The sequence below is a fragment of the Nonomuraea sp. NPDC001831 genome, from assembly GCF_042892035.1.
GTDB lineage: Bacteria > Actinomycetota > Actinomycetes > Streptosporangiales > Streptosporangiaceae > Nonomuraea.
The window spans coordinates 942,102-961,237 of sequence record NZ_JBIATU010000003.1 but is presented as its reverse complement, the minus strand read 5'-3'; the positions used below and the strand labels follow the sequence as shown (position 1 = coordinate 961,237).

Annotated in this window: 18 protein-coding genes; 6 read left to right on the top strand and 12 right to left on the bottom strand. The window is 71.7% G+C overall.

The window, feature by feature from the left end; genetic code table 11:
• On the top strand, window positions 1-469 hold a 469-nt coding region (locus tag ACFYYW_RS15180), incomplete at its 5' end, for an IS5 family transposase (RefSeq protein WP_387648886.1).
• Between the two features lie 32 nt (window positions 470-501).
• Window positions 502-906, top strand: a complete 405-nt coding sequence (locus ACFYYW_RS15175; protein ID WP_387648883.1) for a hypothetical protein — start codon at window positions 502-504, stop codon at window positions 904-906.
• Window positions 907-1,133: 227 nt separating this feature from the next.
• Here the strand turns inward: ACFYYW_RS15175 and ACFYYW_RS15170 are convergent, their stop codons facing one another.
• Both ACFYYW_RS15170 and ACFYYW_RS15165 read right to left on the bottom strand, forming a co-directional pair.
• Window positions 1,134-2,039 (bottom strand): LLM class flavin-dependent oxidoreductase, encoded by a 906-nt coding sequence (locus ACFYYW_RS15170; RefSeq protein WP_387648881.1) that lies wholly within the window; start codon window positions 2,037-2,039, stop codon window positions 1,134-1,136.
• Window positions 2,040-2,080: 41 nt separating this feature from the next.
• The gene (locus ACFYYW_RS15165) at window positions 2,081-2,845 is read right to left on the bottom strand and encodes an aldo/keto reductase (protein WP_387648878.1); all 765 of its coding nucleotides are present in this window, start codon (window positions 2,843-2,845) and stop codon (window positions 2,081-2,083) included.
• A 204-nt stretch (window positions 2,846-3,049) separates the two neighbouring features.
• On the opposite strand from ACFYYW_RS15165, the gene holA reads away from it, so the two are divergent.
• Window positions 3,050-4,021: a DNA polymerase III subunit delta gene (holA, locus tag ACFYYW_RS15160; RefSeq protein WP_352322784.1), complete on the top strand. Its 972-nt coding sequence runs from the start codon at window positions 3,050-3,052 to the stop codon at window positions 4,019-4,021.
• A gap of 30 nt (window positions 4,022-4,051) precedes the next feature.
• Here the strand turns inward: holA and ACFYYW_RS15155 are convergent, their stop codons facing one another.
• Entirely contained in the window at window positions 4,052-5,218 is a 1,167-nt protein-coding gene (locus ACFYYW_RS15155; protein WP_387648874.1) for an epoxide hydrolase family protein, read from the bottom strand.
• Between the two features lie 33 nt (window positions 5,219-5,251).
• Window positions 5,252-5,749: a MarR family winged helix-turn-helix transcriptional regulator gene (locus ACFYYW_RS15150; RefSeq protein WP_387648871.1), complete on the bottom strand. Its 498-nt coding sequence runs from the start codon at window positions 5,747-5,749 to the stop codon at window positions 5,252-5,254.
• Between the two features lie 68 nt (window positions 5,750-5,817).
• On the opposite strand from ACFYYW_RS15150, the gene ACFYYW_RS15145 reads away from it, so the two are divergent.
• Entirely contained in the window at window positions 5,818-7,122 is a 1,305-nt protein-coding gene (locus tag ACFYYW_RS15145) for an MFS transporter (RefSeq protein WP_387648869.1), read from the top strand.
• Here ACFYYW_RS15145 and ACFYYW_RS15140 read toward each other — a convergent pair.
• The 6 genes from ACFYYW_RS15140 to ACFYYW_RS15115 all read right to left on the bottom strand — a co-directional run bounded on the left by ACFYYW_RS15140 (window position 7,115) and on the right by ACFYYW_RS15115 (window position 15,966).
• Window positions 7,115-7,807 carry an ABC transporter ATP-binding protein gene (locus tag ACFYYW_RS15140; RefSeq protein WP_352322788.1) on the bottom strand — a complete coding sequence of 231 codons (693 nt, stop codon included), beginning with the start codon at window positions 7,805-7,807 and terminating at the stop codon, window positions 7,115-7,117. The two genes, ACFYYW_RS15145 and ACFYYW_RS15140, sit on opposite strands and share 8 nt — an antisense overlap.
• Window positions 7,797-8,726, bottom strand: coding sequence for an ABC transporter ATP-binding protein (locus tag ACFYYW_RS15135; RefSeq protein WP_364391079.1), 930 nt, complete (start codon window positions 8,724-8,726; stop codon window positions 7,797-7,799). The genes ACFYYW_RS15140 and ACFYYW_RS15135 overlap by 11 nt, the downstream gene beginning before the upstream one ends.
• Window positions 8,723-11,314 (bottom strand): FtsX-like permease family protein, encoded by a 2,592-nt coding sequence (locus ACFYYW_RS15130; protein ID WP_387648865.1) that lies wholly within the window; start codon window positions 11,312-11,314, stop codon window positions 8,723-8,725. Before ACFYYW_RS15130 ends, ACFYYW_RS15135 begins: the two co-directional genes overlap by 4 nt.
• Window positions 11,311-14,370 carry an ABC transporter permease gene (locus ACFYYW_RS15125; RefSeq protein WP_387648862.1) on the bottom strand — a complete coding sequence of 1,020 codons (3,060 nt, stop codon included), beginning with the start codon at window positions 14,368-14,370 and terminating at the stop codon, window positions 11,311-11,313. The genes ACFYYW_RS15130 and ACFYYW_RS15125 overlap by 4 nt, the downstream gene beginning before the upstream one ends.
• A 205-nt stretch (window positions 14,371-14,575) precedes the next feature.
• The gene (gene rpsT, locus ACFYYW_RS15120; RefSeq protein WP_106235424.1) at window positions 14,576-14,845 is read right to left on the bottom strand and encodes a 30S ribosomal protein S20; all 270 of its coding nucleotides are present in this window, start codon (window positions 14,843-14,845) and stop codon (window positions 14,576-14,578) included.
• 131 nt (window positions 14,846-14,976) lie between these two features.
• Window positions 14,977-15,966, bottom strand: a complete 990-nt coding sequence (locus ACFYYW_RS15115) for a hypothetical protein (RefSeq protein WP_387648858.1) — start codon at window positions 15,964-15,966, stop codon at window positions 14,977-14,979.
• Between the two features lie 55 nt (window positions 15,967-16,021).
• Between ACFYYW_RS15115 and lepA the strand changes: the two genes are divergently transcribed.
• Entirely contained in the window at window positions 16,022-17,857 is a 1,836-nt protein-coding gene (gene lepA, locus ACFYYW_RS15110) for a translation elongation factor 4 (protein WP_352324066.1), read from the top strand.
• Between the two features lie 3 nt (window positions 17,858-17,860).
• Here the strand turns inward: lepA and ACFYYW_RS15105 are convergent, their stop codons facing one another.
• Window positions 17,861-18,277, bottom strand: a complete 417-nt coding sequence (locus tag ACFYYW_RS15105; protein ID WP_364419105.1) for an acyl-CoA thioesterase — start codon at window positions 18,275-18,277, stop codon at window positions 17,861-17,863.
• Window positions 18,274-18,567, bottom strand: coding sequence for a hypothetical protein (locus ACFYYW_RS15100; RefSeq protein WP_387648855.1), 294 nt, complete (start codon window positions 18,565-18,567; stop codon window positions 18,274-18,276). The genes ACFYYW_RS15105 and ACFYYW_RS15100 overlap by 4 nt, the downstream gene beginning before the upstream one ends.
• Window positions 18,568-18,643: 76 nt before the next feature.
• Here ACFYYW_RS15100 and ACFYYW_RS15095 point away from each other — a divergent pair, with 76 nt between their 5' ends.
• Window positions 18,644-19,126, top strand: a complete 483-nt coding sequence (locus tag ACFYYW_RS15095; RefSeq protein ID WP_387648852.1) for a GNAT family N-acetyltransferase — start codon at window positions 18,644-18,646, stop codon at window positions 19,124-19,126.
• Window positions 19,127-19,136 lie beyond the last annotated feature (10 nt).

Genomic DNA, 19,136 nt, shown 5'->3' with positions numbered 1-19,136 from the left:
GTTGACCAGCAAGGTGCATCTGGCGGCCGATGGCCGATGCCGTCCGCTGTCCTTCGTCCTGACCGCCGGCCAGGCCGGAGACAGCCCGCAGTTCCACCCGGTGCTGGAGCGCATCAAGGTCCGGCTGCCGATCGGCCGTCCGCGTACCCGGCCGGGCGCGGTGGCCGCGGACAAGGCGTACTCCTCGCGCGGCAACCGCGCCTACCTGCGTCGACGCCGGATCAAGGCGGTCATTCCGGAGAAGGCCGACCAGGCGGCCAACCGCAAGAAGCGCGGATCTGCCGGTGGCCGGCCGGTCACCCATGATCCCGAGCTCTACAAGCAGCGCAACACGGCCGAACGCTGCATCAACCGGATCAAACAGTGGCGTGGGCTGGCTTTCCGGTTCGACAAGACGCCCGACAGCTATCTGGCTGGCTTGCACCTACGCGGGGCCGTCTTATGGATCCGAAGCCTCCGACCAGCCTAGAGATCCGAACTCCGTACAGGCTCTAGCACGGGGTGCCGGTGTTCGTGCACGCCGCCGACGCCGCCCGCGTCCGTACCGGAGAGAAGCCCAAGGTCGCCCTGGGGCCGGTACAGCTCGGTCTGGCGTTCGGCTTCCTCGGGTACTCCATCCGTAAGAACGGCCTGCGTACCCGCTACCTCGGCGAGGTCATCGAGATCGGCGACGGCGACGTCCTCGACCTGCCCGGGAGCCCGGTGGTCGTGGGCATGCCGGGGCACTCCCCGGGGAGCGTGGCGGTGCACGTCCCGCTCGCCGACGCCGTCTTCGTTGCGCCAGGGCGCGCCGTGGCCGGGGAGCACCCAGGGCGCCGGCAGCCGGGCGATCCGGTCGAGGGAGGCGAGCGCTTCGGCGGGGTCGTCGGTGAAGGGGGTCGGTTGGGGGGCCTTCGCGTCCGGTGAGGACGTGCCGGGCGGTCAGGGCGTCCCCGCTTCACCGGCCCGAGTGGGGGAGGAGGTTCGGACGGCGTCGGCCGGTGCGCGCGGATGACCCCGGTGCCCGCCTCCCTCAAGCCCGGCGCACGCGGATGACCCCGGTGCCCGCATCCCTCAAGCCCGGTGCGCGCGGATGAACCCGGTGCCCGCCCCCCTCGGGCCCGACGTCTTGCCGATGTCGGAGCGTCCGCGTGCTACTTCGCGATGGCCTCGCGGACGGACGGCACGATCTCCTGGGCCCAGCGGGCCAGCGTGGTGAGGTCGGGGGCGCCGTGACCGGCCGAGAAGAGGACGAAGCCCGAGGCGTCGTGCTCCAGCACCGCTTCGGTCAGCTCCTCGACCCACTGCCCGACGGAGCCGCCGATCCAGCGTCCGTCGTGGTCGCGGGTGGCGGGCAGCGGACGGTCGGTGATGCGGCCCGGGAAGTTGTAGATGGTACGGATCTCGCGCGGGTCGCGGCCCACCGCTGCGGCCGCCTCGTCGATGACGGGCCGCGAGGCGCGATACCGCTCGCTGCGCCAGTCGGCCGCGTGGCCGGGGATCCAGCCGTCGGCCACCCTGCCCGTGGCGGCCAGGGATTTGGGGCCGTTCGACCCGGTCCACACCGGGGGCGCTGCCACGGGGGCGGGCTCGATTGCGCGCACCCGGTAGTGGCGTCCCTCGTGGGTGACCGGCGCGCCGCCGCCCGACAGCTTCCGGATCAGGACGATCGCCTCCTCGAAGGCGTTCACGGCGTCGCCGGGGGTCTGCCGGGGCACGCCCATGTCGGTGATGCGGTCCCACAGGCCGCCCGCGCCCATGCCGAGCACGACGCGGCCGTTCGACAGCGCCGACAACGACGTCACCGTCCTGGCCAGCATGGGGGCGGGCCTGGTCGGCAGGTTGGTGACGTTGGCGAGACCGGCGATGTGCCGCGTGCCGCCCAGCAGGAAGCCGATCGTGGCGTAGGCGTCCAGGCGTTCGCCGAGATAGGGATGGTCGGACAGCGAGAAGAGATCGAGCCCGTCCCGGTCGGCCTGCTGAACCATGCGCAACAGCTCGGGAAGGTCCTCGAACCCGGAATGCGCGCCGAAACCGAACACCACATCAGATGCAGACACAGTATTGCCTTTCATGCTTCAGACGGAGAAAGAAGGAGAGGTCACCAGGCGTACGCCTCTGGTGCGGGTTCGGGGCCATTGGGGCCGGGCGGCGGGAACAACTCCTCCAGCCTGGCCAGGGTCCCTGCGTCGAGGGTGATCGCCGCGGCGCGAAGCGAGCCGTCGAGTTGCCCGGCCGTACGGGGCCCGACGATCGGCGCGGTCACCCCGTAGGGCCGCGCCGCGGGCAGCACCTCCAGCTCCGCCCAGCGGTTCATCAGGTTGTAGATCGACTGCTCGGCGACCAGCCCGAGCGCGTGTCGCGCCCGTGCCGCCTCCTGGGCCTGCGCCAGGTGCCAGCCGGCGAAGTTGGACGAGCCGAAGTAGAGCACCTTGCCCTGTTGCCGCAGGACGCCGAACGCCTCCCAGATCTCCTCCCACGGCGTGTTCCTGTCGATGTGGTGCATCTGGTACAGGTCGATGTGGTCGGTGCCCAGCCGCCTGAGCGAGGCGTCGCACGCGCGTCTGATGTGCAGCGCGGACAGGCGGCTCTCGTTGGGCCACCGCCCGGTCGGGAGGTAGAGCTTGGTGGCCAGGATGGTCCTGTCGCGCCGGCCGTCCCCTTGGGCGAACCAGCGGCCGATGATCTGCTCGGTGCGGCCGTCGGCGTAGACGTCGGCGGTGTCGAAGAAGGTGATGCCGTGCTCGTGGGCGCGATCCATGATCGCGTGGCTGTCTGGTTCGGACGTCTCCGTCCCGAAGTTCATCGTGCCCAGGGCCAGCCGGGACACCGACAGGCCGCTGCGGCCGAGCTGGACGTGTTCCATCTCAGACCACCGGCGGCTGCTCGGCGAAGCGGTTGCCGACCAGGCCCTCGGCGGCCGACGCCGCGGGGTGGCCGCGACCCCCAATGATCAACACCATCGTGACTCCCACCAAAACCAGTTCGTGCCCCGAACTATAGTCGTTCGTATCACGAACTGCAATGGCCGAGTACCAGGTTGTCGGTGCCGCATGGCATGCTGCCTGACATGGCGGGAACCGATCCAGCACTGGTCACCCTGGTCCTCGGCGACGAGGAGCTGCTTGCCGAGCGGGCGGTGGGTGCTGTCGTCGCGGCGGCGCGGGCCGGCGATCCGGGGGCCGAGGTGCATGACCTCGTCGGCGGAAAGGTCGCCACCGGCGAGCTGACCCACCTGACCTCGCCCTCGCTCTTCGGCGACCGTTCGGTGGTCGTCATCCGCTCGGCGCAGGACCTGCCGAAGGACGTCATCACCGAGGTGGTGTCCTACACGAAGCAGCCGTCCGACGACACGGTTCTCGTGCTGGCGCACCCGGGTGGGGTGAAGGGGAAGGCGCTGGTCGACGGGGTGAAGAAGGCCGGGGCCAAGGTGGTGACGATCAACAAGGTCACCAAGGCCGGCGAGCGGCTGGAGTTCATCAAGGGCGAGGTCAAGCGCGCCGGGCGGAACATCGCGGGCGACGCGGCCCAGGCGCTGCTCGACGCGGTGGGCAACGACCTGCGGGAGCTGGCGGCGGCGTGCAGCCAGCTCGCGTTCGACACCGAGGACAAGACGATCAGCGCGGCGGCCGTGGCGCGCTACCACAAGGGGCGGGCCGAGGTCACCGGCTTCAACGTGGCCGACTCGGCGATCGAGGGGCGCCTGGCCGAGGCCCTGGAGCAGTTGCGCTGGGCTCTGGGCACCGGTGTCGCGCCGGTGCTGCTGGTGAGTGCGCTGGCCGGTGGGCTGAGGTCGCTGGCCAAGGTCGGGAGCGCCCCGCGCAACCTGCGCGGGGGGCAGCTCGCCGCTCATGTGGGCATGCCGCCCTGGAAGGTCGACCGGGTCAAGCGCCAGCTGAACGGCTGGGGGCCGGAGGGGTTGTCCCGGGCGATCCAGGCGGTGGCCACTGCCGACGAGCAGGTCAAGGGTGGCGGGGCGGACGCCGCGTACGCCCTGGAGCATGCCGTGCAGGTGATCGTCGCCAGCCGTACGGGCCGGTAGCGCACACCCGCGCAGCGGCGGTCGCGCTTCTCAGGGGAGGCGCAGGGGGCGGAAGAACGCGGTGATGTCGGTCGCCAGCAGGGCTGGTTCTTCCAGGGCCATGAAGTGGCCGCCTCGGGCCGGGGTGTTCCAGTGGCGCAGGTCGGTCAGGGCGCGTTCGGCGAGGCTGCGGGGGAAGCCGGCCATGGAGGGCTCGTGGCTGAGGGTCACGGCGGACGGCACGGTGATGGGCGGCCGGGGCGGGTTGCTCGGCCAGTCGTAGTACGACTTGAACGAGGTGCCGATCGAGCCGGTGGTCCAGTAGAGGGTCAGCATGGTGAGCAGGGTGTCGCGGTCGAACCGGGACTCCAGGTCGCCGTGGCAGTCGCTCCAGGCGCGCAGCTTGTCCACGATCCATGCGGCCAGGCCCGCCGGTGAGTCGAGCAGGGCGGCGGCGATCGTGTCCGGCCGGGTGAGCATGATCTCGCTGTAGCCGCCGTCGCGCTCGTCGTAGGCCGCCTCGGCGTCCAGGAAGGCCTGTTCGTCGGGGGTCAGGGGCGGGACGTCCAGGGACGCGGGGGCGGGCGGGTGGATGAGGTGGATTCCGGTCACCTGGTCCGGATAGAGGGCGCCGAGCCAGCCGACGGCCGCGCCGCCGATGTCGCCGCCGAAGGCCCCGTAACGTTCGTGGCCGAGGACCTCGGTCATGAGCAGGTGCAGCGTGCGGGCCATCGCGGCCCGGGTGAGGGGCTCGTCCGGCAGGTCGGAGTAGAGGAAGCCGGGCATCGACGGGATCACGACGTCGAAGGAGTCGCCGGGGTCGCCGCCGTACCGGACGGGGTCGGCCAGGCGTGCTGCCAGGGGCAGCATCTCCAGGAAGCTGCTCGGCCAGCCGTGGCAGAGCAGCACGGGCAGCGGCGCGCGGCCGGTGCCGGGGATCCGGACGAAGTGGAGGTCTCGTCCCTGGACGGGGGCCGTGCAGTGGTCCAGCTCGTTGAGGCGGGCTTCCTGGGCGCGGAAGTCGAACCCGTCGGCCCAGTACGCCACCAGTTCCCGCAGGTACGCCGGGTCGGTTCCGCCCTCCCAGGGACGGGGGTCCAGCGAGCGGGTGAATCTGGTGTTGCGGAGACGGGAGCGCAGGTCGTCGAGTACGTCGTCGGGAACGTCGATGCGGAACGGCGTCACGGCCATGTGGTCTCCGATGTCGGAAGTGTCCATCCCAGCATGGGTATCACCGGACGCCTGCCGGTCTCAATGCAATTGATCGGAGTTCGTCTCCACGTAGAGCAGGAGCTGTTTGAGCAGGTTGTCCAGGGTGTTCTGGTCGGCGGGGGAGAGGGCGTTCACCATGGCCGTCTCCAGCACGGCCAGGACGGCCATGGCGTCCATCCAGCGGTCGTGACCCTTGGGGGTGAGCTCGACGTCCACCCGGCGGCGGTCTTCGACGCTGCGCACGCGGCGTACCAGACCGGCCTTCTCCAGCGTGTCGAGGCGGCCGGTCATGCCGGCGGGGGAGAGCAGCAGCTCGGCGGCCAGCTCGGTCGGGGTGGCGGTGCCGTTGTGGGCGGCGAGCCTGTGGAGCGTCTGGAACTCGAAGTCCTGGACGCCGGTCTGGGCCAGCGCAGCCGCCTTGGCGTGGCCGAGGTGTTTCACCAGCGCCTGCATGCGGGTGACGATGCCCTCCGTCCGCTCGTCGAAGGGCGCCTTGCCGCGCCAGCGGGCCAGATGACGATCGACGGAGTCCTCCACAGGACGGGATCATACGCCACCAAGTAATTTGTTGACGAAACATTCGCTGACGAAATACCTTCTGCGTCATGTCGTTCTCATCGATCGCCACGCCCAGGAACCGGCTGCTGGCCGGACGCTGCATGTCCGCGCTGGCCACGGCCATGATCCCGACCACGCTGACCCTGGCCGTGCTGCGCGCCACGGGGTCGGGGGAGGCGCTGGGGCTGGTGCTGGCCTGCGAGATGGTGCCGTTGTTGTTGTTGCTGCCGGTCGGCGGCGTGCTGGCCGACCGCGTCAGGCCCGGACGGGTCGTGCTGCTCGCCGATCTCACGCGATGCCTGGCGCAGGGGCTCATGGCGGTCGAGCTGCTGGCCGGGGTGGACCGGGTTCCCGACCTCGCCGTGTTGTCGGCGGTCTCGGGGGCGGCGATCGCGTTCGGCAGCCCTGCCGTGCCGCGGCTGGTGGTGGCGGTGGTGCCGGGGCCGGAGCGGTTGCGGGTGAACGCCCGGATCGGGGTGGTGACCAGCCTGTCGGCGGTCCTGGGGCCGGCGCTCGCGGGGACGCTCACGCTGGCCGCCGGGCCCGGGTGGGCCGCGGGGGTCACGGCGACGTTGTTCGCCTGCTCGGCGCTGACTCTCGGCGGGGTCCGCACGGCTGCCGGGGATGCGGGGCGCGAGCAGGTCGCGGGGGAGCCGAAGGCGCTCTCCGGCGGGGCGGCCGGTCGGCGGTGGGGGGCCGGGTTCGGGCGGGAACTGGTCGAGGGGTTCGGGGAGGTCAGGAGGCGGCCGTGGTTCCTGGCCTGTGTGCTGTCGCACGGCGTGTGGCACTTCATGGCCGGGTTGTTCCTCACCCTGGGGCCGGTGGCGGCCGTGCAGCGGCTGGGCGGCGAGACCGGCTGGATGATCATCGTGCAGAGCGGCACGGTCGGGCTGCTGGCGGGGGTGCTGGTCGCGCCGCGGTTGCCGGTGCGCAGGCCGCTGGTCGCCGTTCAGGCGGGGGCCGCGCTCTATCTGCTGCCGATGGTGGCGTTGCCGGTGGCGGTGGGGTTCGGGCTGTCGGCAGTGGTGGTCGCAGTGGCGTACTTCGTGGCCATGGTGGGGCTCGGGGTGCTCAGCCCGTTGTGGGAGACGGTGGTGGCCGAGGAGATCCCGGAGGGGGCGTTGGGGCGGGTGCGTTCGTTCGACCAGCTCATCTCGTTCGCGGCCCGGCCGGTGGGGCTGGCCGTCGCGGCGCCGCTGGCGGGCGTGACCGGGATGGGGGTGCTGATGGTCACCGGTGGGGTGGTGGTCGCCGTCGCCAACCTCGCCGCCGTGGCGCGCTCGCCCAGGCCCGCGACCCCTCCGCCCGCCGGTGAGCGGGCGGAGAGGGCGGAGGAGGGGCGGGTCAGGTGAGGGACGGTTCGCGGACGACGCCGTCGCTGATCTCCAGCACCCGGTCCGCCAGCGTGATCAGGCTGGGGTCGTGCGTGGCGACCAGCGCCGTCACCCCCTCGCTGCGCACCAGCGCGCGCAGCAGCTCCATGATCTGCCGTCCGGTCTGCGAGTCGAGCTGTCCCGTCGGCTCGTCGGCCACCAGCAGCCTGGGCCGGTTGCCCAGCGAGCGGGCGATCGCCACCCGCTGCCGCTGCCCGCCCGACAGCTCGTACGGCCGCTGGTTCATGTGCTTGTCCAGCCCCACCAGCGCCAGCAGCAGCCGCACCCGCTCCTCCCGCTCGGCGGACGGCACGCGGGCCAGCCGCATCGGCACCCCCACGTTCTCGGCCGCCGACAGCACGGGGATCAGCCCGAACGACTGGAACACGAAGCCCACCACGTCCCGGCGCAGCGCCAGCAGGGCGTCCTCGGACATGGACGTGACCTCGTGCCCGGCCACGACGACCCGTCCGGCGTCCGGCCGGTCCAGGCCGCCGATCTGGTTGAGCAGCGTGGTCTTGCCCGACCCCGAACGTCCGCGGACCGCCACCAGCTCGCCGGGGAACACCTCGAAGGAGACCTCGCGCAGCGCGACGACCTCCTTGGGCCCGCTCCGGTAGACCTTGCGGACCCCCTCCACCACGACCAAGGGCTCATTGCTCATGGGAGGGCTCCTCTCGGGCGGGCCAGACGCCGATGTGGTCGGATTCGAGTTCCAGGCGCACCCGGCGTTCCATGTGCAGGGCGTTCATGAAGTCGCGGGGGAGCTGCAGGCGGCCCACCCGGTCCAGCACGGCGTACTCCTCGGCGACGATCTGCCCCTCGGCGCCCTCGCGCCGCAGCGTCTCGCTGCTGGTACGTCCGTCGCGGATGCCCACGGTGCGGTCCACCTGCTCCGACACCAGCGGGTCGTGGGTCACGATGACCACGGTCACGCCGAGCTCCCGGTTCGCCTTGCGCAGGGAGTCGAAGACCTGCTCGGACGTCTCGCTGTCCAGCTCGCCGGTGGGCTCGTCGGCCAGGATGAGCTGCGGCTCGTTGGCCAGGGCGACGGCGATGGCGACCCGCTGCTGCTCGCCGCCCGACATCTCGGGCGTGCGGCGGTCGGCGCAGTAGCCGACGCCGAGGAGCTCCAGCAGCTCGCCGGCGCGGGCGCGGCGCGCCCGGCCGCCGCCGGCCAGCTTCATGGGCAGCTCGACGTTCTCCCTGGCGGTCAGGTACGGCAGCAGGTTGCGCGCGGTCTGCTGCCAGATGAAGCCCACCACGGACCGCCGGTAGCGCAGCCGGTCCTTGGCGGTCATCGCCAGCAGGTCGGTGCCCGCGACCCTGGCCACCCCGGCGGTCGGCACGTCGAGCCCCGACAGCACGTTGAGCAGCGTGGACTTGCCCGACCCGGACGCGCCGACGATGGCCACCAGCTCGCCCTTGTCGATCACCAGGTCGAGGCCCTGCAGGGCGACGACCTCGACGCCCTCGGTCTTGTAGATGCGCACGAGGTTGTCGCAGACGATGTGCGCGTCGGCGCCGAACGCGGTCTTCTCCCGCGTGGCCTTGGCTTCCAGCTCTGACAGGGTCGGGTTCATGTGAGGTCCCCCACTCGAAGGACGGCGCCGATGCTGCGACGGCGGCTGATGGCGGTGTGCGTGTACGCGCCGAGCACGGCCACCACGGCCAGCCCGGCCGCCAGCGCGGTCGGCGTGATCAGGTCTAGGGAGTAGTCGCCGACGGGCAGGTCGCCGGCGTAGGAGGACAGGTCGACGCCCGGCCCGAGCGCCGCGGGCAGCCCGAGGCCGAGCAGCAGGCCGGCCAGGGCGGTCAGCAGGATCATCGGCATGATCTCCAGGACGGTGAGCCGCTGCGCCTGCCGGTCCGACAGCCCCAGCGTGCGCAGGAACGACAGCGCCCTGGCCCGGTCGGCCGCGCCGATCACCAGCGAGAGGATGACGGCGACCAGCGCGTAGGCGGCCAGCGCCACCGTGACCACGACCAGCGTGGTGCGCACGGTGCTGGTCAGCGGGTCGTCCTGGATGGCGGCCAGCGCCAGCGCCTGGGACTCCACGGTGCTGAGCGGGACCAGCCGGCGCAGCTCGTCGAGCGCGGGGTTGCCGCGGATGAGCAGGGTGTTCACGGCGGGCCGCACGAGCGAGTCCATCGGCAGGATCATGAACTTGCCCTGGCTGTAGAAGCCGGGCACGGAGGTGATCAGACCGCCTTCGGGGACCTTGAGCCGCGACTGCCAGCCGATCTCGTAGGTGCCCCGCCCCTTGAGGTCGGGCGAGACGAAGGCGCCGCTCCCGGTGGGCACGCCGATCGGCGCCCCCGCCAGCAGCCGCCGCCACTCGGGCAGGCTCACGGCGATGGCCTCGGCGCGCTCGGCGCCGTACCCGACCTGGACCCGGCCGGTCTGCGCGAGCACGACCTGCTCGACGCCGGCGACCTTGCGCACCCGCTCGATCGCGTCGGCCGGGATCTCGACCCGGGACGTGATCTTGACCGGCGCGCCGACCTGCTGCCAGGACGCCAGCCGCTGCGTGCTCACCAGCCCGTCGGAGATCACCGCGGCGAACACCGACACGCCGAGCGCGGGCAGCAGGATCAGCACCGGCAGCACCGACGCGGAGCGCGCCCTGGCCGCCCTGGTCAGCCCCAGGAACGGCACGGCCCCGGGCCGCCGCGCGGTCAGCCGGACGAGCAGCCGCAGCGGGTACGGGTAGCAGCGCAGGATGATCACCGCCGCGGCGAGCGTCAGCGCGATCGGCACCACCAGCAGGAACGGGTCGAACCCGGCCGAGGCCGTCAGCCCGCGGGTGCGCAGCAGGTACGCCCCGACCAGCGCGAGCACCACCACCAGCACCTCCAGCGTGAGCCGGCGGGCGGACGGGCGGGCGGTGCTGACGTCCGCACGCTGCTCGTGCAGCGGCACCCGGTGGGTGACCGCCAGCCCGGCGGCGGTGTACCCGACGGCGGCCAGCATCACCAGCAGCGGCCCGACGTGCACGATCGGCAGCACGGGCCCGGGGACGAACCAGGACAGCCCGTACCCGGCGAGCCCGGCGGGCACGACGGCGAGCGCGGTCAGCGCCGCGCCGGTGCCCGCCACCTGCGCCAGCGACCCGCCGCGCGCCCGCGTCAGCGCCAGCGTGTGGTCCAGCCGGCCGGAGAGCAGCTGCACCGCCAGCACGATCACTCCGACGGCGACCAGCAGCAGCCCGCCGAGCATCAGGTACATCACGGTCTGCGCGGTGGCCTGGCCGGCCAGGAAGTCCGTCAGCAGCTTGGACAGCGCGGTCAGCACCCGGTACGGGCTGTACGAGCCCGACGCCTGCAACCCGATGACCCGCTCGAAGTCGCTGAGGGCCGCCTGGAGGTCGGTCGCGGCCAGCGCGTCGGCCTTGTCCGGGGCGATGGGCAGCACCCAGTAGTAGGACAGGTTGCGCCCGTCGCCGCTGAGCGCGGTGAGCCCGTCGTCGGACATGATCGTCGTGATGTGCTTCTCGAACTCGAGCTTGCCCGGCGGCAACATCCTGGTGACGGTCAGGATGTCGCTGTTGTGGCTCCAGTAGCGGTCGTCGGCCTTCTTGGCCCTGAACGCGCCGACCAGCTTCACCGCCACGTAGTGGCTCTCGCCGAGCACCTTGACCTGGCCGATCTTCAGGTCCATCGCGGGCAGCGCGGACTCGGTCAGGCCCACCTCGATCAGCGGGATCGTCTCGCCCTCGAAGCGCATGGTCGAGGGCTTGCCCGGGGCCTGCCCCTGGACCCAGTCCACCCGCCGGTCGGCGTCGGACAGCCAGCCGAGGTTCATGAACATGGTGCCGCCCGAGCCGTGGATCGGGGTGACCTCGGTCTTGGCGCTCATGTGGCTGTCGCCCCTGCCGGCGGGCACCACCAGCGACCGCAGTTCCGGGGGCAGGAGCTGGCGCCAGCGCCGGTCCCTGGACTCGAACTGGTCGCGCTCGTGCAGGTCCTCTTCCTTCGACATCGACCCGACGGTCACGGTCAGGTCGGCCTGCTCGGCGGACGCGGACCTGAGCGCCTGGCGCAGCGCCTGGTCGAACGATGCCTGCATCGCCCTGGGCAGCCCCGCGACGAGCAGGCAGGCGCTCAGCGTCAGCACGAAGAGCACGGCCACCGCGCCCAGGTGCGTACGGGCCAGCAGCGGGATCCTCACTGTTCCTCCCGAATGCCGAGACCCTGCCTGCGCAGGTTGCGCGCCAGTCCGGCGACGATGGCGAGCAGCACGGCGGCCACCCCGGCGAGCATGGCGCCCGTGGCGCCCCACGGGATGTCGAGCACCACGCCGGGGGTGACCGCCGACGCCTGCCCGGTCAGCACGATGTGCGGCACCACGAGCATGCCCACGACCACGGCCAGCCCGGTCCCGGCCGCCAGTGACAGCGCGATCACGAACGTCTGCTCGATCGCCAGCATCCCGAACACCTGCCGGGAGCTCACGCCGAGCGCCCGCAGGATCGCGAACTCGTTCATCCGCTCGCGGGCCGCGACCGCCGCGTTGACCAGGAAGCCGAGCGCCGCGAACACCAGCGCCGCGATGAAGCCCAGCATCAGCGCGCCCTGCAGGCCGCTGGCCAGCGGGTCGTCCTGCATCTTGGCGGCCAGGGCACGCTGGTCGATCGCGGTGACGTCCCAGGCGGGACGGCTGCTGAGCGCCGCCGCCGCCCGGCCGTCCGGGGTGGCGAGCCACCACTCGGTGGCGGGCCTGGGCAGTTGTGCCGCCGCCAGATCCTGCGCCTGCATCGTCCCCCAGTCGGCCAGTACGGCGTGTTGCCCGGCGGTCGTCGTCGGCATCGTCTCCACGACGGCCACGACCTTGACGTCCATCACCCTGCGGTCGATGCTGGCCCGTCCCACCTGGCCGACGCCCAGCTTGAGCGACTCCGCCAGGCCGGCGGTGAGCACCACGGGCAGCGGCCCCTGGACGGGCGGCGACCCGAAGACGGCCGTCGCGGGCTGCCGCCCGGCCGCCTTCACCGACACGGCGGGCGCGGTCACCGGCCGCCCGTCGGCGCTGATCCCGGTCACCGTCAGACTCCCGCTGCCGGAGGCCGGCGCGCTCACGACCAGCCCGCGCAACGACAGCGGGTACGTGATCTTCCCGCTCCGCCCCGCCAGCGCCGCGAGGTCCACGTCGATGCTGTTCTCGCCCTTCTTCAGCACGCCCAGTGACACGTCGCGCCACACCCCGAGCGCGTCGGACAGGACCAGCCGCACCGGCAGGTCGTCGTCCGTCGTGGCGCGCAGGGTGAGCGCGGCCGGCTGTCCCGGCAGGTCCAGTTTGCCCGCCTGCGGCCCGGTCAGCGCCCGGGAGATCTCCGCGACGGGCCGGTCGGCCAGGTCGGGGCGGAGCTGGAACAGCGTGCCGAGCTTGGCCGCGTCGATCCCGATGAGGATGGCGTTCTCGCTGCTGACCTCGGTCTGGCCGCGGAAGACCGGCGAGGCGGCGGTCACGCCGGGCAGGGCGGTGAACGCCGTGCCGCGGCCCAGCGGGCCCAGCTCCGGGGCGTCCGGCGGGCCGGACAGGCGCAGGTCGGCCCCGGCCTGGTGGCGGGCCTGGTCGAGCTGGGAACCACGCCAGGTGGCGGCGGTGGCCATGGACACGATGCCGATGGCGATGGCCATGGTGAGCAGCAGCGCGGGGCCGGCGTACTTGAGCGGGCGCCTGCTGACCTGCCACGCGCCGAGCGCCGGGGCGAGGGACGGGCGCCTGGAGGTGATGCGCTCGGCCACCGCCGAGATGCGCGGGACCAGCCGCAGGCCGAGCATGCCGCCGGTGAGCAGGGCCAGCGCGGGACCGGAGATGATCAGCGGGTCGATGCCGAGCCCGCCGCCCGCGGTCGTGGTGACCGGCGCGCCGTAGTGCTGGAGCTGCCAGATCGCGAGGCCGGCCACGACCAGCAGCGCGACGTCGGCGCCCGCGCGCTGGATCAGCCCGCGCCCGCCGCCGCGCCCGCGCGCCGACTGCTCCTCCACGTACGTGCGCCGCGCGCCCGCCAGCGCGGGCAGCACCAGCAGCACCGCCGAGGCCAGCGCCACGGCCACCGACACCAGGAACGTGCCCAGGCCGACCGACGGGTCGAGCCGCACGCCCGACGCCCTGATCCAGGGCAGCCGGCTCACCAGCCCGAGCAGCGGCGGCCCGAGCAGCGGCGCGACGATCGCGCACGGGAGCGCGACCAGCATCGCCTCGCCCCCGGCCAGCGCGGTCAGCCGCATCGTGCCCGCGCCGCGCGAGCGCAGCAGCGCCACCTCCATGCGCCGGTGGTCGGCCAGCAGCCGCGCGGTGAGCATCAGCGCGTACGCCGCCAGCAGCAGCAGCTGCAACACCGGGATCAGCATGGTCGAGCGGGCCACCAGCGAGGCGGTGTCGAGCTGGGTGAGCATCTCGGGAAGGCGGCTGGTGGTCACGCAGCTCGGGCAGTCGCCGGCCTTCAGGTGCGCGCCCACCTCGCCGACCGCCGCGGCCAGCGGGCGCAGCTGGGCCGGCGTCAGCGAGCGCAGGTCGGGCTCGGCGGTCCAGGTGGCGTTCACGTTGGTGGCGAAACGGCCGATGAACGTCTCACGGGAGACCATCAGCGGCCCGTACGTGGTGAAGTCGCCGCGTTCGACGCCTCTGCTGAGCAGTGTCTCCCCGGTCCAGCGCTCGCCGAAGGGGTCGTCGAGCTGGAACACGCCGGTGATGCGCACCTGGACGGGCTCCGGCGACAGCCGCCCCACGGTGGTCAGCTCCTGGCCGACCTTGAACCCGGCCGCCGAGGCCGCCGAGAGCGAGACCGCCGCCTCCACGCGGCCGTCGGCGGCCTTGGGCCAGGCGCCGGAGACGAGCTTGGCGTGCTGGTCGAGGCCGTCGTAGCTGCCGAACCTGAGCAGTTCGGGCTGCTCCTGCTTCTCCTGGCCGGGCATGGCGTAGGAGTCGGAGCGGAAGCTCGTGGTGAGCGCCGGCGCCTTGGTGTAGGCCTTGGCCAGCTCGGCGCGGACCGCCCGGTCGTAGACGGGGAACGTCTTGCCGGTGACCGGCGCGCTGATCGTCGCGGACGTCTGGCGCAGGGAGGCGGTCTCCATCGTCCTGCGCACGCCGGCGTCGGCGATGGAGGAGGCGTACATGGTGAGCGCCACCAGCGTGGTGGTGGCCAGCAGGATCGAGCCGAACGCGGCCAGGAGGAGCAACGGCTCGCTGAACGCCCGTTTGACGACCAACGGCCCCCGCATGTGTCCCCCTTCGTCCGTTTAGTGAACCCTCATGGAGAGGGCGGACGAGAGGCAAGTGATCTTGTCAAGGGATGCGCAGCCGATACGCGGCGGCGATGCCGATGTGATATCGAAACTGTGACAAAAAGCGCACAAAACCAAGAACGCCGCACCCCATGAAGGAGTGCGGCGTCAGCGCTCGCCCGGGTCGCCGGGCGGCAGGAGCTTACTTGGCGGCCAGCGCGGCAGCCTGCTTGGCGATCGCCGACTTGCGGTTGGCGGCCTGGTTCTTGTGGATGACGCCCTTGCTGACGGCCTTGTCGAGCTGGCGGGCGGCGACGCGCTGCAGCGCCGCGGCCTGCTCGACGTCGCCCTGCTCGGCGGCCTCGCGGAACTTGCGGACGGCCGTCTTCAGAGAGGACTTGACCGCCTTGTTGCGCAGACGCGCCTTCTCGTTCTGCTTGTTGCGCTTGATCTGGGACTTGATGTTCGCCACGAAGAAGCCTCGGTGAAAGTCTAAGGATGGATGGGGCGCGCGGGCTCGATGAGAGGGCGCGCCACACGCAAGTGAACAGGGTACCAATAACCCAGGTGGCTGCTCAAATCAACGCCCCGGGTGTTCTCAGTTTAGGCCAGCCAGCGGGTCATGTACTCCTTCCAGTCCTCTTCGGTGGCGGCGAAGTCGACGTACAGGGCCAGGCCGAAGCGTTCGCGGCGGCCGTGCTCGGACAGGGCCAGCCGGGCGCCCTCGGCGGCCATCGCCACGCTCTCGGCGGCGTCCAGCCAGGGCAGGCCGTGGTCGTGGTAGGCGGGGGCGCCGACGAACAGGGACTTGCCGTCCGGGACCAGGTCGAGGGCGAGCGCGGCCTGCCTGGCCACGTACCCGCCGTAGAGGGACTGGGCGGGCGCGCCCGAGTCGTACGTCATGATCGCGACCTGGTCCACCCGGTTCACGACCTCCCGGAAGTAGCCCTGCGACCAGTATTTGTCGTGGCCGAGCACGAGCCTGCCCACCGGGCGCATGAGGGGATAGGGCTCGATCTGCGGGGTCGAGGTGGACAGCAGCTTCGTGTACGTCCTCGTCCGCTCCAGCAGGTCGAGGAACTCCGTGTCGCCGTCGCCGATCGGCTCGAAGTTGTAGTGGACGCCGTCGTAGCCCGCCTTCATGACGGCGGCCACGCCGGCCAGGACGTTCGCGCGGGAGCGGGCGTCGTCGAGGTCGAGGCCGTTCTTGACGGACTGGCCCAGCCAGGCGGAGACGCGGACGCCGGGCAGGTGCCGATGCATCCAGGTCACGAGATCTGCGGCCTTGGGATGCTTGGCGGGGTCGAGGCGGCCGTCCCACTCGAACGGGCCGGAATGGACGTACACGTCCTTGATGCCGGTGGCGCGCAGGCGGACGGCGAGCCGCTCCACGTCCCGCTCCGTACGGCGGCCGTCGACCCAGGCGTGGCCGAGCCAGAGGGCGTCGTTGCCGGTGCTCTTCGCCCAGGCCGCCGGGGCACCGGTAAACTGGAGGCGGAGCGCGACGGCGAGCAGGCCGGCCAGCGCCACCACGACGGCCAAGGCCAGCGCGATCAGGCGCAGGCCGCGGCGGACGACGGTCCGGATCATCATCTGGGCATGTCACCATGAAAGACGCTTGACCTCAACCCTGTCGAAACGGACTTCGGTGCGCACTCAGCCTGGCCAGACCGACCCCGCGTTGATCCGCAACTTCTGCATCATCGCGCACATCGACCATGGCAAATCGACCCTTGCCGACCGGATGCTGCAGATCACCGGCGTGGTCGACGACCGCTCCATGCGCGCCCAGTACCTCGACCGGATGGACATCGAGCGCGAACGCGGCATCACGATCAAGTCGCAGGCCGTGCGGCTGCCCTGGGACGGCCACGTCCTCAACATGATCGACACCCCCGGGCACGTCGACTTCACCTACGAGGTGTCCCGGTCGCTGCAGGCGTGCGAGGGCGCGATCCTGCTGGTCGACGCCGCGCAGGGCATCGAGGCGCAGACCCTGGCCAACCTCTACCTGGCCATGAACGCCGACCTGCACATCATCCCGGTGCTCAACAAGATCGACCTGCCCGCGGCCCAGCCGGAGAAGTTCGCCGAGGAGCTGGCCGGCCTGATCGGCTGCGACCCCTCCGACGTGCTCAAGGTGTCGGGCAAGACCGGCGTGGGCGTGCGCGAGCTGCTCGACCACGTGGTGGCGACCGTCCCGGCGCCCGTGGGCCAGGCCGACGCCGCCGCACGGGCGCTGATCTTCGACTCCGTCTACGACACCTACCGCGGCGTCGTGACGTACGTCAGGGTCATCGACGGCCATCTGAGCAAGCGCGAGCGCATCCTCATGATGTCCACCAACGCCACCCACGAGACGCTGGAGATCGGCGTCATCTCGCCCGAGCCCAAGCCCGCCGAGCGCGGCCTCGGCGTCGGCGAGGTGGGCTACCTGATCACCGGCGTGAAGGACGTGCGCCAGTCGCGCGTGGGTGACACCGTCACCTCCTCGGCCAAGCCCGCCAAGGAGATGCTGGCCGGCTACGAGCACCCCAAGCCGATGGTGTTCTCCGGGCTCTACCCGATCGACGGCGACGAGTACCCCGAGCTGCGCGAGGCGCTCGACAAGCTCCAGCTCAACGACGCCGCGCTGATCTACGAGCCGGAGACCTCGGCGGCGCTCGGCTTCGGCTTCCGCGTCGGCTTCCTCGGCCTGCTGCACATGGAGATCGTGCGCGAGCGCCTGGAGCGCGAGTTCGGCCTGTCGCTGATCTCCACCGCGCCCAACGTGGTCTACCGCGTGGTCATGGAGGACGGCAAGGAGCTCACGGTCACCAACCCGTCCGAGTTCCCGACGGGCGGCAAGATCGCGCAGGTCTTCGAGCCGGTCACCAAGTCCACGATCCTGGCGCCGGCCGAGTTCATCGGCGCGATCATGGAGATCTGCCAGGGGCGGCGCGGCCAGCTCCTCGGCATGGACTACCTGTCGGAGGACCGCGTCGAGATCCGCTACACGCTGCCGCTCGGCGAGATCATCTTCGACTTCTTCGACCAGCTCAAGTCGCGCACTCGCGGCTACGCCTCGCTCGACTACGAGCCGGCCGGCGAGCAGGAGGCCGAGCTGGTCAAGGTCGACATCCTGCTGCAGGGCGAGGCCGTCGACGCCTTCAGCGCGATCGTCCACAAGGACAAGGCCTACTCCTACGGCGTCGACATGGCCAAGAAGCTGCGCGAGCTGATCCCGCGGCAGCAGTTCGAGGTGCCGATCCAGGCCGCCATCGGCGCCCGGGTCATCGCCCGCGAGAACATCCGGGCCATCCGCAAGGACGTCCTGGCCAAGTGCTACGGCGGTGACATCTCCCGTAAGCGCAAGCTGCTGGAGAAGCAGAAGGAAGGCAAGAAGCGGATGAAGATGGTCGGCCGCGTCGAGGTGCCCCAGGAGGCCTTCGTCGCCGCGCTGTCCACCGACTCCGCCGCCGCCGCCGACAAGAGCAAGAAGTAGCCGCTACAGGCCCAGCACGGCGGGCGTTCGCGCGAGCGCCCGCCAGTGCCGGCCCGGGTCGGGGAGCAGGCGGCGGGCCCGCAGGTCCATCAGCCCGCCGACGCCGGTCAGCTCGGCGGCCAGGTCGCCGTCCGCGCCCCTGAACTCCTGCCTGATCCGGAACGTCTTCCCCGCGCCCCACTCGAACGCGCAGCTCACCTCCACCTCGTCGCCGGCGCGCAGCTCGCGGTGGAAGCGGATGGTGCTCTCCAGCGTCACCGGGCCGACGCCGGCCTCCCGCAGGTCGTCGATCGAGATGCCGGCCGCGCGCAGGCACTCCCAGCGGGCGTGGTCGCCGTACTGGTGGTAGACCACGTTGTTGAGGTGGCCCTGGGTGTCGAGCTCGTAGCCGCGTACGGCGATGCGGACCGAGAAGGTCATGATCGTTCCTCCAGCCAGGCGTGCGATTTGGCGGTGAGGTAGCGCAGGCCGTCGTCGCCGAGCTCCACCCAGTCGCCGCGGGCCCAGCCGCCCGTGGTCTGGGGGGCGAAGCCGTGCCGCTGGAACAGCGCCGACGCCTCCTTCTGGGTGAGACCGCGGCGGCCCCACTCCGCGATGACGTGGGCCGTGCGCTCGGCCTCGCTCAGTTCCTCGTCGCCGAGCGCGGCGGCCAGCTCCTCCAGGCCGCGCGCCATCAGACGCAGCGAGGCCTGCACGCGGGCGATGTCCATCGGCGTTCCCCCATCGCTGTTCGATTGCTACCGATAGCTTAGCGATGGCAGCGGATACCCTGAAAGGGTGGAAGTGGTGCGTACGGAACGAATGGTCCTGTCCCGGATCCGCCCGGAGGACCTCGAAGCCGTGCACGAGATCCACTCCGACCCGCGGACGAACGTCTACAGCTCCGCCGGGCCCACCGTCGACCTGGAGGCCAGCCGGGTCATGCTCGACCTGTGGCTGGCCGACTGGGAGGAACGGGGGATCGGCTACTGGGCCGCCCGGCTGACGGACGCCTCGCAGGTGCTGGGCGTCGGCGGCCTGCGGCACGCGGCCCTGGACGGCGAGGACGTGCTCCACCTGTACTACCGATTCCGCCCCACCGCCTGGGGCCACGGGTACGCGGTCGAGCTCGCCAGGGCGGCCCTGCGCGTCGGGCGCGACCTGGGCCCCGTGGTGGCCCTGATCGGGGACGGCAACGAGCCGTCCCGCCGGGTGGCGGAGAAGGCGGGCCTGCACAGGGAGCGCACGATCCCGTACGGCGGCGTGCCCAGCGACCTCTACGTCGCCTGACCGCCCAGAG

Excerpts from the sequence above, each read along its gene's own strand:
- ACFYYW_RS15165 (WP_387648878.1), bottom strand. The coding sequence starts at position 2,845 with ATGGAACACGTCCAGCTCGGCCGCAGCGGCCTGTCGGTGTCCCGGCTG.
- holA (WP_352322784.1), top strand. The coding sequence starts at position 3,050 with ATGGCGGGAACCGATCCAGCACTGGTCACCCTGGTCCTCGGCGACGAG.
- ACFYYW_RS15155 (WP_387648874.1), bottom strand. The coding sequence starts at position 5,218 with ATGGACACTTCCGACATCGGAGACCACATGGCCGTGACGCCGTTCCGC.
- ACFYYW_RS15145 (WP_387648869.1), top strand. The coding sequence starts at position 5,818 with ATGTCGTTCTCATCGATCGCCACGCCCAGGAACCGGCTGCTGGCCGGA.
- ACFYYW_RS15140 (WP_352322788.1), bottom strand. The coding sequence starts at position 7,807 with ATGAGCAATGAGCCCTTGGTCGTGGTGGAGGGGGTCCGCAAGGTCTAC.
- ACFYYW_RS15135 (WP_364391079.1), bottom strand. The coding sequence starts at position 8,726 with ATGAACCCGACCCTGTCAGAGCTGGAAGCCAAGGCCACGCGGGAGAAG.
- ACFYYW_RS15125 (WP_387648862.1), bottom strand. The coding sequence starts at position 14,370 with ATGCGGGGGCCGTTGGTCGTCAAACGGGCGTTCAGCGAGCCGTTGCTC.
- ACFYYW_RS15115 (WP_387648858.1), bottom strand. The coding sequence starts at position 15,966 with ATGATGATCCGGACCGTCGTCCGCCGCGGCCTGCGCCTGATCGCGCTG.
- ACFYYW_RS15105 (WP_364419105.1), bottom strand. The coding sequence starts at position 18,277 with ATGACCTTCTCGGTCCGCATCGCCGTACGCGGCTACGAGCTCGACACC.
- ACFYYW_RS15100 (WP_387648855.1), bottom strand. The coding sequence starts at position 18,567 with ATGGACATCGCCCGCGTGCAGGCCTCGCTGCGTCTGATGGCGCGCGGC.